This window comes from Micromonospora sp. NBC_01740 (genome assembly GCF_035920365.1).
GTDB classification, from domain to species: domain Bacteria; phylum Actinomycetota; class Actinomycetes; order Mycobacteriales; family Micromonosporaceae; genus Micromonospora; species Micromonospora reichwaldensis.
The window spans coordinates 2,599,849-2,615,047 of the sequence record NZ_CP109150.1 but is presented as its reverse complement, the minus strand read 5'-3'; the positions used below and the strand labels follow the sequence as shown (position 1 = coordinate 2,615,047).

The following is a 15,199-nucleotide window of genomic DNA, read 5'->3' as shown; positions in this document are numbered from 1 at the left end:
CGCCCGGGCCTCACCCTGCCACCACGTACGGAGGAAGGGCGATGGCGGTCGCGCTGCGGTCTTCGACAGTGGCGGCAACGGGGGCCGACTTGTAACACCTAACGCGGTTCGACGGCTGGTGGTCGGCGGCGGAGAGTCGATCCTGGCGCGACTCCAGCGTCTTGCACGCCAGGCGCTCGAAGAGGGGTTCGACCTGATCGCTGGTTTGCGTACGAAGGATCAGCGGCCCGCCGGCCTCGGCTAGTTGAGTAATTGCACTCGCCACTGGCTTCGACTCACCGGCTTCGCAAGGCGAGTCGACCACGACGCCGCAGTGCCTCGCGGACCGCGATGCGGCCAGCACTGCGGTCATGGCGAGCTCCGCTTCGGCCACGAACGGCGTCTCCAGCCCAGCAAACATCGACCTGACCTCCCCACAAGGTGTGCTGGGGACATTACCGGCGAGAGTCCCAACGGTGGGACCCGAGGTATTCAGCCGGTCAGACGGTTCGACCTAGCCTCTTTGCGCTGTCAATAACCTCTGGAGCCCATATTGCCCGACGGCAACCACTTGCCAGGCTTGACGCATTTCCCCAGGTCAAGCTGGCCAACCAGGCCGCGACATGCACGCGCTGACCGAGCGGCGAGGATGACGAACTGGGCATTCGGTGCAACCGCTAAAGCCCTCTCTGTCGCTAACCCGACAGCTCGAATCCAATCCGACTGAGGACGGCGCTACAAGACCGCGACCGGCTACGTTGCCGGGGTGACGGATCATGATCAGGGCATTTACGAGCACCTCATCACCCGCGAGCTGGCCAATCGCCTCCAGCACGTCGACCCCGCCCTCGTCCAGCACCACAAGCTCGACCCCGCGGACGCCCCCGACGCCCTCGCCCGTCACATCGCCGCCCTGGCCCACCGCGCCCTACACGCCGTACCCAGCGGCGACGACAAGCTCCGCCACCAGATCGAACTGGCCAACCGCATCGCCGACGCCATAGCCGGCGAGAGCCCGCAGGCGTCGACACCACAGGACCAGATCACCGACGCCAGGCACCTCCTGCACGCCATCGCCGCCCCACCCACCCCACCCGCACAGCCAGCCTTCCCCCAACGCCCCACCACCCCGCTCTCCACCGGCGCACTCCTGGTCAACGGCCGCCACCAGCCGCGCATTGGCCACGAGGTCACCCACGAGATGGCGTCGGCCGAGCAGGTCGACCTGCTCTGCGCGTTCATCAAGTGGTACGGCCTGCGCATCGTCGAACCCGCCATCCGCGAGCTGATCGCCCGGGGCGGCAAGCTGCGCGTCATCACCACCACCTACCTCGGCGCGACCGATCAGCGGGCCCTCGACCGGCTCGCCGAGTTGGGCGCCGAGATCAAGGTGTCCTACGAGACCAGGACCACCCGACTGCACGCCAAGGCGTGGCTGTTCCGGCGCAACAACGGCATGACCACCGCGTACGTTGGATCGTCGAACCTGTCGAAGACCGCGCTGATTGACGGTGTTGAGTGGAACGTGCGCGTCTCCAACGTCGAGCAGCCGCACGTCATCGACACGTTCACTGCCACGTTCGAGGACTACTGGAACGATCCGGCGTTCGAGGACTACGACGCCAGCAGGGACGCGGAGCGGCTGCGCAACGCCCTCAGCGGGGAGCGGCGCGAGGACTCGCCGACGCAGATCGCCAACCTGGACGTGCGGCCGTACCCGTACCAGGCGGAGATCCTCGCCGACCTGGACGCGGAGCGGCAGGTGCACGGCCGGCACCGGAACCTGGTGGTGATGGCGACCGGCACCGGCAAGACGGTCGTCGCGGCGCTGGACTTCCGGCGCCTGCACCGCAACAACCAGGTCGACTCGTTGCTCTTCGTCGCCCACCAGGAGCAGATCCTCACCCAGAGCCTGGCGACGTTCCGCCAGGTCATGCTCGACGGCAGCTTCGGCGAGACGCTGGTCGGGGGCAAGACCCCGACCAGGTGGCGGCACGTCTTCGCCTCCATCCAGTCGCTACACAGGCGGGAGATCGACCCCGAGGCGTACGACATGGTGATCGTCGACGAGTTCCACCACGCGGAGGCACCGACGTACGCCCGGCTGTTGGAGCGGCTTCAGCCGCGCGTACTGCTGGGGCTGACGGCGACCCCCGACCGGGCCGACGGTCGGGATGTGCGGCGCTGGTTCGACGGTCGCGTGGCGGTGGAGCTGCACCTGTGGGAGGCGTTGGAGCGGCAGTTGCTCGCGCCGTTCCAGTATTTCGGGCTGCATGACGACGTGGACCTGTCGCGGCTGCGCTGGAAGCGCGGCCAGGGGTACGACCTCGGCGAGCTTGACGGCCTCTACACCGGCAACGACGCGCGGGCGCGGCTGGTGCTGAAGGCGGTACGCGACACGGTCGACGTGGATCGGATGCGGGCGCTCGGGTTCTGCGTGAGCATCGCCCACGCCCGCTACATGGCGGAGTGGTTCACCCGGCACGGCGTGCCGTCGGCGGCGGTGACCTCTCACGTGGATCGACTCGCTCAGCATGATCTGCTGCGGGAGTTCAAGGCCGGCAAGCTGCGGGTGCTCTTCACCGTCGACCTGTTCAACGAGGGTGTCGACCTGCCGATGGTCGACACGATCCTGATGCTGCGGCCCACCGAGAGCGCCACGATCTTCCTTCAGCAGCTCGGCCGTGGGCTGCGCCTGGACGACGACAAGCCCTGCCTGACGGTGCTGGACTTCATCGGCGGGCAGCATGCCAATTTCCGCTTCGACCTGCGCTGGCGCGCGCTGACCGGGGTCAGCCGCCGGGAGATCAGGGACGCCGTCGAGCAGGACTTCCCGTCGCTGCCCAGCGGCTGCCACATCCAGTTGGACCCGGTCACCCGCAAGGTCGTGCTCGACAACCTGCGTACCGTCATGCCGACGTCGAAGAACGGCCTGCTGGCGGAGCTGCGGCACCTCGGGGACGTCAGCTTCGCCGAGTTCCTGCGGGAGACCGGCGTGGAGATCGAGGACGTGTACCGGTCGGCGACCGTCGGCGGATGGACCGGGCTGCGCCGGCTCGCCGGGCTGGAGTCATCGACGCCGGGGCCGGACGACCGGGAGTTGGGCCGGGCCATCGGGCGGATGCTGCACCTCGACGACCCGGACCGCCTCGACCTGCTGACCCAGATGGCGGCGGGTGAGCGGCCGGGTGCCGGGCGGCTCTGGGACATGCTGCACTTCGACCTCTGGGGGCCGAACGCACCACTGTCCTCGCGGGACGAGCGGCTGGCGCGGCTCTGGGCGGAGCCGGCCCGCTGCGCCGAGCTGCGGCAGGTGGCCGAGGTGCTGCGCGAGCGGATCCACCGGGTCACGCCGCAGCCGCTGTCGGCGGAGGTGCCGCTGCGGGTACACGCCCGCTACAGCCGCAACGAGGCGTGTGCCGCCTTCGGGATGCCGAACCCGGGTTCGCTGCGGGAGGGGGTGAAGTGGCTGCCGGACGCCCAGGCGGACCTCTTCTTCGTCACCCTGGTCAAGTCGGAGCAGCACTACTCCCCCACCACCATGTACGCCGACCGGGCCATCACCGACAGCCTGTTCCAGTGGGAGTCGCAGAGCACCACGTCGTCGGCCTCGGCGACCGGGCAGCGCTACATCCACCACGCCTCGCGCGGCTCGACTGTGCACCTCTTCGTCCGCGAGACCCGGGTCGCGGACCGGGACCTGGGCGCGCCCGCCTACCTCTACGCCGGCCCGATGACCTATCAGAAGCACACCGGCGACCGGCCCATGCGCATCATCTGGCGACTGGCACACGCCCTCCCCGCCGACGTGTACGCCACCGCCCGAACCATCGCCGCATGAGCCTGTGGCGCTATCCGGCTGGCACAATCTCTCGGACCAACGCCCGCATCCGGGTGCGGTCGGCGATGCTCGACGACATTTGTTTCAGACCTGCCGCATCGGGCGTGCCGAAGAAGCGGTGCAGTACATCTGCGGCCTGACGCCCCGTGATGCTCACCGGCCAATCAGCGGCACGTAACCCGGCCGCATGTGCCGCATGGATCAGGCGCCAGAGATCGACTGCATCCTTCGGGCAAAACGTCCGCGGTAAGCGAGCGCTTTCAGGCATAACGCTGACGTTACGTCCGGGAGTGCGACGCACATGCTCAGATGGTCTTTGTTGGTGAGTTGGACGTCGACATCCAGCAACTCAACGGGCCGGTGCAGGGCGAGGACGAGACCAGGGACCTCGTCGACCACCAGGTCGCCGTGCCGTTGATTGGGCACCAGCACGCCCCGATATGACGGCGCAAGTATGTCGATCACCAAGCTGAGCTGCCCATATTCGTCTGCGCTGTCACGGGTGAACCGGTTCGCGGCCTCCCGTGATCGGTAGCCACGCTCGAGGAGAGCGCCTGGTAGGCGAGGGTCAGCGATGACGCTCGGCAGTGCGGCGAAGTCAGCGTCAGCCGTCTCGCGCAGCGGCACCTGCTCGGAAACGCCATGGAGCGCCACAAGCAGCGTGACCATGTGCCCGCCAACAATCCGGTAGTCCAGACCGAGAGCGGTAGTGATCTGCGCCAGGTCGGCAAGAGTCAGGAAACCCGTATCCGCGGCCCGGCTGGTCGAGACGACCGAAACCGGTTTCGGTGCCATCGGGTCCGCGCTCGACGATGTCGGCCCGGTCATGCCACATCCCTTCGGTCACGATGACGACGGCGTAGAACGTCCCACACGCGATGCGCCGCTTCCTCGCTGTCGGGGCCCGGCGAACGCCGCACGTCCCACAGGATCTGCAGCGGGTCGGCCAGCGGGAGGCTGTTCGTGACTGGCGTCGCCGAGCCGGAAGGCTGCCACAGGCCCGGGTCCCTCGGGACGTTGAACTCCAGGGTTGCCTCATCGCCCCCGGCGGGGACGAGGCCGGCGTCCTCCAGATTCGCTCCGGTTCGGCCATAGAGAACCGCACGGATGGGGGCGCGCCAGGGAGCGATGACGTCTGCACCGACATCGCCGGAGACCACGACGGCAGTCGGGTCAGTCGCCCCGACCAGCGCGACAACCGTCCGAGCCTGCTCAACTGCTGACGCCATCCCGTACCACCGGGTGCTGATTCCGCCCGGCCCGGGATAGGACTCCAACCACCAACGTATTGCCTCATCGATGTCCCGCACGACCCATCCATTGGGGGTACGACGGACGAGTTCTTGGTCAGCCAGGACGTTCAGGGCCTGCGAGACGCGCGGCTGGGAAACGCCAGCGAGGGCGGCCAGTTCCCGCTGGCTGGCGTACGGGCGCTGGAGCATTCTGCGGACCAGAGTGAGGGTGCCCCACGGCACCGGACCCCGCTTGGCGGGTCGCGTGGCAGCTTGCGGCGGAGAACGCAGCACTACTTTCACCCCGTTGACGCGTACGGTGCCGGTCACCTGCTGCCCGGTATCGACCAACCATGACCAGTCGGCTTCATCGACCGCTTGCCGCACGGCCGGTGAAGCCGCCGGGACAACGATCAGACACCGTTCTGGATGACGGCTGGTCAACGACGCGATGTTGCTGGGGCTCAGTGGCGTCGGCGATGAAACGACAGTCAGTAGGGCGCGGGCGCCCGCGTAGCTCAGTTCGACACGGTCGACACCACGAGGGACCAGCGTGACCCCAGCTTCGGTCAGGGCTTGCCACACAGATGCCGATATAAGCATTACCCACCCTCCTTAAGTAATACTTATACACCTCCTGACCTCACGACATGGCAGTGAAGACTCAAACGGCGTCGGCCTTCGGAGCGAACCTGACGTCCAGCTTCCTGTTGAGCGCCCGTGCGAGGCGCTCCAGTACCGGCAGGGTCGGCACGGTGCCGCCTGCCTCGAACCGGGCCACGGCGGACTGGGTCATGCCGGCGGACCTCGCCAACTGGCTCTGGCTCCAGCCCTTGTGTTCCCGCAGGTGCCGCACCTCCTGCCCGAGCGCGAAGGCGATGCGCGTCGCCTCGTACGCCTCGGTGGCTCCGGGCTCCGCCATTCGGCGATCACGCAGGTCATTCCAGTCGACGCGGTCACTCATCGTCATAGCGCTGATGCTATGCCGTGGAGTCCCCGACCTGCGCCAACTCGATCAGGACGCGTGTGCCGAGGCGTCCACCACGCGATTGCTGGCGATGGCCAACTCCTCGTCGGTGAAGAGCGGACGGAAGCGCGGCCGGATCACCACCGCCTCGGCCGTCAGGTCCACCCGCCCCCGCTCCCAGAGCGCGGTGAACCCGTCGGAGACCAGCGGGTGGTGCAGGAGCTGCCGGGCCGTGGCGAGGCCGCCCTTCTCGGTCACCATCCGCAGCAGCAGGCTGGCGTGGTAGTTCGCCTCGTCCCGGGCCCGCTCGTACGTACGCACCATCGCCTCGTGGAACGCCGCTTCGAGCGCCCGGCGATCGGCCGAGGCCTCGACGGGTTCGTCCGCCGGATCGGCCTCCTGGTCGTACGCCCGCACCATCGCCTGGTGCAGCGTCTCCTCCAGTTCCCGCCGGGCGGGCGTCCCCTCGCCCGCCGGTGCGGGCCGCGGCTCGGCTGGGCCGCGCGGCTCGGGCGCGGGCCGGACCGGCGGCGCGGCCGGGCGAGCGTCGCGGCTCTCGCCGCCCGACAGCCGCAGGAGCCGGGTGACGCTGCGGAAGCGTACGGCGGCGGGGCTGGCGGCCGGGAAGTACTGGACCAGGCCCGCGTGCCGGCCGCGACTGTCCTCCACCGGCATGTCGCGCTTCATCGACGCCGCGGCGATCACTGCCTTCGCCTCGTGCGGGCGCACCCAGCAGACCAGCCGCGCGCCGTTCGGGTGTGCCCGCTCGACGCGGACGTTGGCCCGGTACTTGCGCGCCTCGGCGGAGGCACTGTCGTAGTAGCGGGCCCATCCCAGCACCTTGCCCTCGTGCCGCACCGGCACGTCGCGGCAGTGCTGGTAGCTGTCCAGGGCGGCCACCGCCTCGTACGGCCGCAGCCAAGCCACGTTCCGGTAGCCGGCGGGCACCGGCGCCATGCCGTCGTCCGGGGTCCCCGCCGGCTCGTCTGCCGGTGGCGGGGCCGCGCCGGGCGTGGGTCGCACCGGGGGTACCGCCACCCCGCGCGGCTCCTTGTCGCCGCTGCCCTCGGAGCCGGCGCGGGCAGCCGGCGCCGGAGGAACGGGCTCGACCTCGACGGGCTCGGTCACCACCGACGGCGGTTCGGCGCTGACGGAACCATCGTTGCCGGTCGTCTCCACCGGCGGCAGAACGTCGTCGACCGGCACGGCGGGCACCGGGGCCGGCGCGAAGGTAGACGTCGCGCGGGTTTCCTCCGTGCTGACCGGCGCAGCCTCGACTATCTCGGCGTCGATGACCGGCGCCGCCGTCGGGGACGACACCTCGATGCCCAGCTCGGCGATGCGCTCCCACAGTGGCTCCAGCGCCGCCTCCGGGTCCCGGCTGAACACGCTCCCCCGGATGCGGACGAAGACGCAGTTGCCGACCCGCTCCAGCACCGCCTGCCGGCGCATGTCGCTCTCCCACTGGTCCGGCCCGTGGTAGGCGTCGCCGTCGCATTCGATGGCGAGCCGCCGCCCGTCGGGTGCGGGGAGGACGAAGTCGATCCGGTACCCGCCGATGCGGAACTGCGGCAGCGGCCGGTATCCCCGGGTCAGGACGCGGCGCAGCACCGCGCGTTCGAAGTCGCTGTCGCAGCGCTTCTCCAGGTCGTCGTACGCCTCCTCGGCGGCGGTGACGTTCTGGCAGTAGGTGAGCAGCAGCCCCCGGGCGTCGTCCTCGCGCAGGTCGGCGGGCTGCACGGAGTGGAAGACCCAGAGCTGGTCGCGGGCGCGGGAGGCGGCGACGTTGACCCGCCGGTGGTGGTCGCGCTTGGTGAAGGCGGAGACCATGCCGTTGTGCGGGGAGACGACCGTGGAGACGAGGACGATGTCGCGTTCGTCGCCCTGGAAGGTGTACGGGTCGCCGACGCGCAGCCGACGCCGTTCCATCTCCTCCTCGCCCACCACCTCGCGCAGGCGGGTGAGCAGGTAGATGGCCTGCCCGCTGGTGCTGAGCAGGCTGACCACGCCGATGGTGCGTCCCTCGTACGCGGGGTCGGCGACGATCGCGGCGACCCGATCGACGAGCGCCTCGGCCTCGGCGACGTTGACGTTGCCGTAGGTGGGCAGGTCCTGGCGGATGCCCTCGGGGACGTGCACGGCGACGACGGGTTCGCCGATGCCGGCGGGCCGGTCGGTGCGCAGCGGCTCGATCTCGCCGCCGTAGTACGTCTGGCTGGAGAAGCCGATGATCGCCGGTACGGAGCGGAAGTGCTCGGTGAGCAGGATCCGCTCGGGTGAGCGGCGTACGGCGTGGTCGTAGAGGCTGCTCTCCGGGTCGAAGTGCTCGGCGGAGGGCACGTCGACCAGGTGCGAGTTGATCAGGCCGGTGACCGTGCCGACGAACGACAGCTGCGGGCCGATCTGCTGGTCGTCGCCGACGACGACGGCGCGTTCGGCGAGGCTGAGGATCGGCAGGGAGAACATGTCCGCCTGCGACGCCTCGTCGACGATCACGACGTCGAAGTGGGCGCCGCCGGCGAACTGCTCGATGGCCCGGTCGACGGACATGACCCAGACGGGCACGGCGTCGACGGCGGAGTTCATGGCCCGCTGGGCGTGCGCCTGCCACTGGGCGGCGTTCTTGCCCGTACCCTTGCCGATCTTGCGCAGTGCGGTGGTCCAGTCGGCGAGCGCGGCCCGGCGCCGGTCGTCGAGTGCCTTGGACACCTCCAGCCAGGACGAGGCGACGACGAGTTCCTGGGTCAGCCGCCGGATCCGCTCCCGCGTCTGCTCGATCCGGCGGCCCAGCGCGACGGGGTCGACGCTGCCGACGACGGTGTCGAACCAGGTCTGTGCGCGGCGCCACTGCCAGCGGTGCGGGCAGTCGGCCCCGGTGCCGCCGATCGCGACGGCGGTGCCGTCCTCGATCTGGGCGGTCCAGCCGGGCGCCGCCGGCCGCAGCCGTTCGGTGAGCTGCGCGAAGCGTTGCGCGTCGGGGCGCAGGGCGGCGAGCCGGCGCACCTCGTCGAGGATGCCGTCCCACCCTTCGAGGTCGGCGCGCTGGCGGCTCTGGTCGAGCAGCCGCCACAGCTCGCTGGCGTCCGTGCTCGACGTGCCCTCCTGGAGCACCGTGCCGAGGGTCCGCTCGTCGGCGACGAGCCGGTCGTACTCGAACACGGTCGCGCACCGGGAGACCAGGTCGGCGAGGGAGGTCAGCCGGCGTACGTCGACCGCCTGCTCGGCCCGGGGGAGCAGGCGGCGGACGGTGGCGTGCAGGGTGGGCCAGCGGCGGCGGTCCCAGTCGAGCGCGGTGGCGGCGTCGGTGAGCAGCCGACCCACCCACAGGTCGGGCTGGTCGCCGAGGTCGGCGGGGAGGTTGAGCAGTTGCCGCCACTCGGCCCACCGGGTGTTCAGCTCCTGACGCAGCCGCAGCCGGGTGACGTACGCGACGACGATGTCGACGTCCTCGGTGGTGCGCAGGGGCTCGCTGTCGATGCGGCATTCGGCGGCGAGCCGGGCGAGGGTGCTCTGGAAGAGCCGGTTGACGCCCTTGCCGGTCGCGAACCGCTGCCGCAGCTCACCGAGCTGGGCCAGGAGGCGGCGGGGCTCGGCGAGCTGCGCCTCGGGCACGATCACCTGGTGGCCGGCGAGGGTCCGGGTCGCCGCGGTCAGGTCGGTGAGCGCGCGCTGGCAGGCCGCGACGTGGTCCTGCCACATGGTCTGCCAGTTCGGGTCGGCCTGGAGCAGGGTGGCCAGCCGGTCGGTCCACGCCCCCTCGCGGCCGGCGAGCAGGGTCAGCGCCTGACGCAGTTGCCCGACGAGGTCGTCGAGCGCCGGCCGGCCGAACGCCCGCACCTCCGGCAGGACGACCCCGGCGGCGGCGAGCCGGTCGAGTTCCTCGCGGGCGGCGGCGAGTTCGCGCCGCCCGGCGAGGACGGCGGCCTCCGCGGGCAGTTCGGCGGCCGTGGGCAGGTGCCGCAGCGCCTGGGTGCGGTCCTGCCGGACGGTACGCCGGGCGATGTCGAGCAGCTCGGTGAACTCCTCCACGCCCAGCGGTGCGGCCACGTCCGGCGCGAGGGCGTCGGGGATGTCCCCGTAGCGGTCGGCCCGCTCCCGCAGCCAGTTGCCGACGTCGCTCGGCGACAACCGGATGCCGTCGATCTCGTAGTGCGCGGACTCGTTCTCGGCCATGGTGCGCAGGCCGCCGAGGGCCTGGCCGAGGTCCCGCTCGGCCTCCTCCAGTTGCCGGCGCAGCCGGTCGACGCGCTGCTGTTCGCCCCGCTTGTCGAGGGTCGCCCCACGGTCGGAGAGTTCGCGGGCGGCCAATTGGAGCTGCACGAGCTGGTCGGTGGAGCGGCCCAGCACCGCCAGGCACAGCGACTGGATCTCCTTCGGCAGGCCGTCGCGCAGGACCCGCAGCGGGTCCTCCTTCTGCGCCACCACGAGCACCCGCTTGCCGTGCGCCATGAGGTGGCAGATCAGGTTGCGGATGGTGTGGGTCTTGCCGGTGCCGGGCGGGCCCTGCACGGCGACGTTGCGGTGCTGCGCGAGCCGACGCGCGATGGACTCCTGCGCCTCGTTGGTCGGCAGCGGCATGAGCAGCCGCTCCCCCAGCGGCGCCCACCGCGCCGGCTGGTCCTGCGGCATCTCCAGCCGGCTCGGCTCGTGCGCCAGGATGGCGGCCAGCGAGCCGATGCTCGCGGTGTCGCCGGCGAGCAGCCGGGCGCGCAGCTCCTCCAGGAAGCGGCGCAGCATCCGCTGCCGGGGCCGGACGAAGAGCACGCCCGTGTCGTGCACGTGCGGGCCGGCCGGGGCCGCCGCGCCGCTGTCCCGGACGACGGGGTCGTGCCCGAGCCGGCGCAGCGCCCGCTCGAAGAACTCGACCCGGTCGAGGTCGTGCCAGACGTCGAGGTCGAGCTGACCGCCGGAGCCGGCCAGCGCGAGCAGTTGACTCAGGTAGCGCTCGTCGAGGCCGGTGAGCGGGTCGGTCTGGAGCCGGGGCGCGCCCTGCGGAGCCACCGTGACCATCGACCGGTCGGCGTCGAACTCGATGGCGACCGGGGTCACCACCAGCGGGTACTGCACCCGGTGCCCGGCGACGTCGGTGCGGATGACGCCGTGGCCCCACACGAGTTCGTGGGTGGCGGCGTCCATGTCGACGCGGTGCTTCAAGTCGAACAGGCTGCGGTGCAGTTGCCGCGTCGCCTCCGTACGCCGGGCCTGGTCGGCCCAGGGGCGCCACTCCCGCTCCCGCCACTGCGCGAACCGCTCCTGGAGCCTCTCGATCGTCTCCTCGTCGCCGACGAGCCGGGGTTCCACGGCGTACGACGGCGCACCGGCCAGGTGCGGCGCGAACTCCACGGGTGTCCTGATCGGTCTCGTGGCGGCGGGCAGGCCGACCCGCAGCCAGCTGGCGCCGTCGGTCGAGACGCCCACCTCGCAGGCGGCGTGCGCGGGGAAGTCGTGCTGCCAGAAGGCGTCGGCGGTGGGAACCGTCCGGGCCGGCTTCTCCAGCTGCGCCCGCACGGCCATCAAGTACTCGACCAGGGAGGTGGCCCGGTCCCGGATGAGTGCGGGCGATTCCGTCGAGGACGTGGAGCGGGAAAGCATGCGGCACCTTTGGTTCTGCTGGGTGGACCGGCCAGGACGGGACGGATCGACCTGTCGTCAGGAGATCGGCAGGCGGGCTCGTCGTACGAGCAGTCGGTCACCTCCGCGCTGACGCACGGCTCCCACCTCCCCACTGGCGGTCCCCGGACCCTACCCACAAGAGTCCTACCAGCGGGACCCCCGAGGTTCCACCGATCGGCCGGCCTCGGCTCATCTGTTCCCGCCGTCAATTACCTACGAAGTCGATATTGCGCACACGCAACTACTTGCCGGTAATCCGACGTTTACCCTGCTGAGCGGAAACAGCGGCTCCAGCGTCGACACTCGGCGCGGCGTCCGTCCCGAGCGAGCTGAGGCACCCGGGGGGAGCGGCGGTGTCAGACACGCGACAGTCGACGCGAAGCCAGCGCGGTGCTACCTGACGGCGTACCCGTCGCTGGGGGTTGCCGGCCCGAGTTGTGCCAGCGCCTGCGCGAAGTAGGTGTCGACGTCCGTGGCGTGGTAGACCCGCTCGCTCGCTTCGATGCCGTCGAGGAACATCGCGTACACCGCCGCCAGCCGCAGCGCCGCGACCGGCCGCAGCAGCTCCACGGCCCGCTCCGGCTCGCATCCCGGCACCTCGGCCCGCCACCGCGCGCACCACTCGGCGAGCACCGGGGCGGCGGCGTCGTCCGCGAGCCCCTCCACCAGCCGCAGCGCGTCGAACGCCGGGTGTCCCACGAACGCGTCGCCCCAGTCGATGACCACGTGCCGCCCGGCGTCGGCGCGTACGTTGCCGGGGTGCAGGTCGCCGTGCACGAGGGTGTCCGGCAGCCCGCACCCGCGTACCTCGTCGAGCCGCGCCTCCAGCCCCGCCAGCAGGGACTGCACCGGCGAGGTGTCCCAGCCGGCCAGCCGGTCGCGGATCCAGCCCGGCAGGGCGTCGGCGCGCAGGTCCGGCACGCCCGCCGCGACCAGCTCCGCCGCGTCCGGGACCGACCGCAGCTGGACCGGATGGAAGTCGGCCGCCATCGCCAGCCGCTCCTCGACGGGGGCGCCGTAGCGGTCCTCGCCGGGCACGTGCTCGATCAGCATCCGGCCGTCGCCGTCGTCGGCGAGCAGCGTCGACGTCTTCCCCGGCGCGGCCCGGCCGAGCCAGCGCAGTACCGCGGCCTCGTGCCGGAAGAACACCGGCACCTGCTTCAGCCAGGCCGTGCCGCTCGGCCCGCCGAGCCGCCAGACCGCCGACAGGTTCCAGGTGCGCTGCTGGGTCACGGTCTCCGCCGGGCGGCCGAGCCGCCGCAGCTCCGCCGTCGCCCAGGCGAGGCTGCGCGCCGGGCCGCCGGGCTCGGCGTAGGGGGCGCGCAGCGGGTCCGCCGACAGGTCGAGCTTCGCCGGTACGAGCGGCGTGGCCGGCGGCCCGTCGACCTGGGCGAGGTACGTGACCGTGCCGCCCATCGGCTGCGGCGCGTCGCCGGTCAGCAGGCGGAGCACGGCCACCTCGACGCCGTACCGCCGGCGGGCCTCGGCCACGACGGGGCCGACCTCCTGCCACCAGGGCGACGGAACGTCGAACGGCGGCAGGGCGCCCAGCGGAGCGCCGGCGGCATCGACCAGGACGAGGGTGACGGAGCGGGACACGCCGGCACGCTACCGCCGACCGCCGGACCCGGGCGAGGGGTTAACCGGGCGAGGTCGCCAGCGCCGCCGGGTCCTCACCATGCCGGCGAAGGAGCCGTCAGGGGCGGCGGGTGCGGGCGAGGGTGCCGACGACGGCGAGGGAGGCGACCGCCGCCCCGGCGAGCACCACGGCCATCGGGACGGCGCTGCCCTCGCCGCCCAGCCCGACCAGCGGGGCGGCCATCGCCCCCACCAGCGACTGGATGGTGCCGAGCAGGGCGGCGGCCGTGCCGGCGTGGGCGGGGTGCCGGTCCAGGGCGAGCGCGGTGCCGTTCGGCATCACCATGCCGAGGGATCCCATGAAGACGAAGAGCGCCACCGCCACCAGCGGCAGGCTGCCGAGCAGCGCGCCGGCGAGCAGGACGGCGGCGGCCAGCAGCCCCACGCCCAGCGGGCGGAGCAGCAGGGTGCGGGGCGCGAAGCGGTCCAGCAGGCGGGCGTTGAGCTGGCCGGCGGCGACCAGGGCGAGCGCGTTGACGCCGAAGATGAGGCTGAACGCGCCGGCCGAGACGCCGAAGACGTCCTGGAAGACGAAGGACGATCCGGAGATGTAGGCGAAGAGCGCGGCGAAGGCGAGGCCCTGCGCCAGCGCGTACCCGAGGAAGATCCGGTCGGTGAAGAGCGAGCGGCCGGCGGCGGCCGTGGCGGCGAGGCCGCCGGTGCTGCGCCGCGCGGCGGGCAGCGTCTCCGGCAGCCGCCACGCGACGGCGGCGGCGAGCAGCGCGCCGATCACCGCGAGGGCGACGAAGACCGTACGCCAGTCCCCGAAGCGCAGCACCAGGCTGCCGAAGGCGGGCGCGGCCATCGGGGCGACGCCGAAGACCAGGGTGAGCCGGGAGAAGTACTTGGCGGCCTCGCGGCCGGCGTAGAGGTCACGCACGACGGCGCGGGCGACGACGACGCCCATGCCGCCGGCGAAGCCCTGCGCGAGCCGCGCGGCGGCCAGGGTCTCGGCCGACGGCACGGCCGCGCACACCAACGACAGCAGGGTGTACGCGGCGACGCCCACCAGCACGGGCCGGCGCCGCCCGAAGCGGTCGCTGAGCGGGCCGGTGACGAGCTGGCCGAGGGCCATGCCGACGAGGCAGGTGGTCAGCGAGAGCTGGATCTGCGCCTGGCTGGCGGACAGGTCGCGGGTCATCTCCGGGAACGCCGGCAGGTAGGTGTCCAGGGAGAGTGGCCCGAACGCGGTGAGCGTGCCGAGCAGCACCAGCAGCACGACGGCGGCCCGCCCGGTGGGCGCGGCGACGCGCTCGTCCGGTCGGACGGGCGGCGCGGTGGCGTGCGGCATGGCGGTCCCCTCACTGGTGGCTCGGCCCGGATACGATAGCTCTGACTACAGAGCTATTTCGGCGTCGGAGGGCCTGACTGTGACGGAAGAGACGGTCGACCTGCTCGGCGGAGCGCTCGGTGACCTGCACCGGATGCTGCGCCGGACGGCCACCCAGCGGGTCGGCCGCACCGCCCTGCCGGACGCCCAGGTGGAGGTGCTGCGGCTGGTGCAGCGACGCCCGGGAATCGGCGTCCGCGAGGCCGCCGAGCGGCTGGGCACCGCGCCGAACACGGTCAGCACCCTCGTCGGCGAGCTGACCACCGCCGGGCTGCTGCACCGCGAGCGGGACCCGGCCGACCGGCGCACGATCCGGCTGGAGCTGACCGACGCGGCGCGGGAGCGGATGGCCGCGTACGGGCGGCACCGGCGCGACCTGCTCGCCGCCGCGCTGGCCGAGCTGGACGCCCCGGACCGGGAGACGCTGCTTGCCGCCGCCCCGGCGCTGCGCCGCCTCGCCGACCGGATGACGGGGCGGGGCTGAGCCACCGGTCAGCGGGTCGAGCGGGGCGTCGTCGCCCGGATCGCGCAGGCCGGCGGCCGGAGCCGGAACGGCCGCCGGTTCGACGCTACGGTGGCGGTGGACGGTGTCGGGTCGT

The 15,199-nt window shown here is 71.9% G+C and carries 9 protein-coding genes; 2 read left to right on the top strand and 7 right to left on the bottom strand.

Features of this window, described 5'->3' with window-relative positions:
• Positions 1 to 10 precede the first annotated feature (10 nt).
• A complete protein-coding gene (locus OG989_RS12515; protein ID WP_327030581.1) occupies positions 11 to 400 on the bottom strand; it encodes a hypothetical protein in 390 nt (129 codons plus the stop codon).
• A gap of 345 nt (positions 401 to 745) precedes the next feature.
• Here OG989_RS12515 and OG989_RS12510 point away from each other — a divergent pair, with 345 nt between their 5' ends.
• Positions 746 to 3,820 (top strand): DUF3427 domain-containing protein, encoded by a 3,075-nt coding sequence (locus OG989_RS12510; RefSeq protein WP_327030580.1) that lies wholly within the window; start codon positions 746 to 748, stop codon positions 3,818 to 3,820.
• Positions 3,821 to 4,021: 201 nt separating this feature from the next.
• Here OG989_RS12510 and OG989_RS12505 read toward each other — a convergent pair whose 3' ends face one another.
• The 6 genes from OG989_RS12505 to OG989_RS12480 form a co-directional block, all read right to left on the bottom strand.
• The gene (locus tag OG989_RS12505; protein WP_327030579.1) at positions 4,022 to 4,648 is read right to left on the bottom strand and encodes a hypothetical protein; all 627 of its coding nucleotides are present in this window, start codon (positions 4,646 to 4,648) and stop codon (positions 4,022 to 4,024) included.
• Positions 4,645 to 5,637: a MarR family transcriptional regulator gene (locus tag OG989_RS12500; RefSeq protein ID WP_327030578.1), complete on the bottom strand. Its 993-nt coding sequence runs from the start codon at positions 5,635 to 5,637 to the stop codon at positions 4,645 to 4,647. The genes OG989_RS12505 and OG989_RS12500 overlap by 4 nt, the downstream gene beginning before the upstream one ends.
• Before the next feature lie 79 nt (positions 5,638 to 5,716).
• Positions 5,717 to 6,022 (bottom strand): helix-turn-helix domain-containing protein, encoded by a 306-nt coding sequence (locus OG989_RS12495; protein ID WP_225852170.1) that lies wholly within the window; start codon positions 6,020 to 6,022, stop codon positions 5,717 to 5,719.
• 45 nt (positions 6,023 to 6,067) lie between these two features.
• Positions 6,068 to 11,611 carry an AAA domain-containing protein gene (locus tag OG989_RS12490; protein ID WP_327030577.1) on the bottom strand — a complete coding sequence of 1,848 codons (5,544 nt, stop codon included), beginning with the start codon at positions 11,609 to 11,611 and terminating at the stop codon, positions 6,068 to 6,070.
• Between the two features lie 414 nt (positions 11,612 to 12,025).
• The gene (locus tag OG989_RS12485) at positions 12,026 to 13,231 is read right to left on the bottom strand and encodes an aminoglycoside phosphotransferase family protein (RefSeq protein ID WP_327030576.1); all 1,206 of its coding nucleotides are present in this window, start codon (positions 13,229 to 13,231) and stop codon (positions 12,026 to 12,028) included.
• A 97-nt stretch (positions 13,232 to 13,328) separates the two neighbouring features.
• On the bottom strand, positions 13,329 to 14,561 hold the full coding sequence (locus OG989_RS12480) for a multidrug effflux MFS transporter (RefSeq protein WP_327030575.1): 1,233 nt from the start codon (positions 14,559 to 14,561) through the stop codon (positions 13,329 to 13,331).
• 133 nt (positions 14,562 to 14,694) lie between these two features.
• Here OG989_RS12480 and OG989_RS12475 point away from each other — a divergent pair, with 133 nt between their 5' ends.
• The gene (locus tag OG989_RS12475) at positions 14,695 to 15,084 is read left to right on the top strand and encodes a MarR family winged helix-turn-helix transcriptional regulator (RefSeq protein WP_327031153.1); all 390 of its coding nucleotides are present in this window, start codon (positions 14,695 to 14,697) and stop codon (positions 15,082 to 15,084) included.
• The last annotated feature ends 115 nt before the right edge of the window (positions 15,085 to 15,199 follow it).

Excerpts from the sequence above, each read along its gene's own strand:
- OG989_RS12505 (WP_327030579.1), bottom strand. The coding sequence starts at position 4,648 with ATGACCGGGCCGACATCGTCGAGCGCGGACCCGATGGCACCGAAACCG.
- OG989_RS12480 (WP_327030575.1), bottom strand. The coding sequence starts at position 14,561 with ATGCCGCACGCCACCGCGCCGCCCGTCCGACCGGACGAGCGCGTCGCC.
- OG989_RS12515 (WP_327030581.1), bottom strand. The coding sequence starts at position 400 with ATGTTTGCTGGGCTGGAGACGCCGTTCGTGGCCGAAGCGGAGCTCGCC.
- OG989_RS12495 (WP_225852170.1), bottom strand. The coding sequence starts at position 6,022 with ATGACGATGAGTGACCGCGTCGACTGGAATGACCTGCGTGATCGCCGA.
- OG989_RS12475 (WP_327031153.1), top strand. The coding sequence starts at position 14,695 with ATGCTGCGCCGGACGGCCACCCAGCGGGTCGGCCGCACCGCCCTGCCG.
- OG989_RS12490 (WP_327030577.1), bottom strand. The coding sequence starts at position 11,611 with ATGCTTTCCCGCTCCACGTCCTCGACGGAATCGCCCGCACTCATCCGG.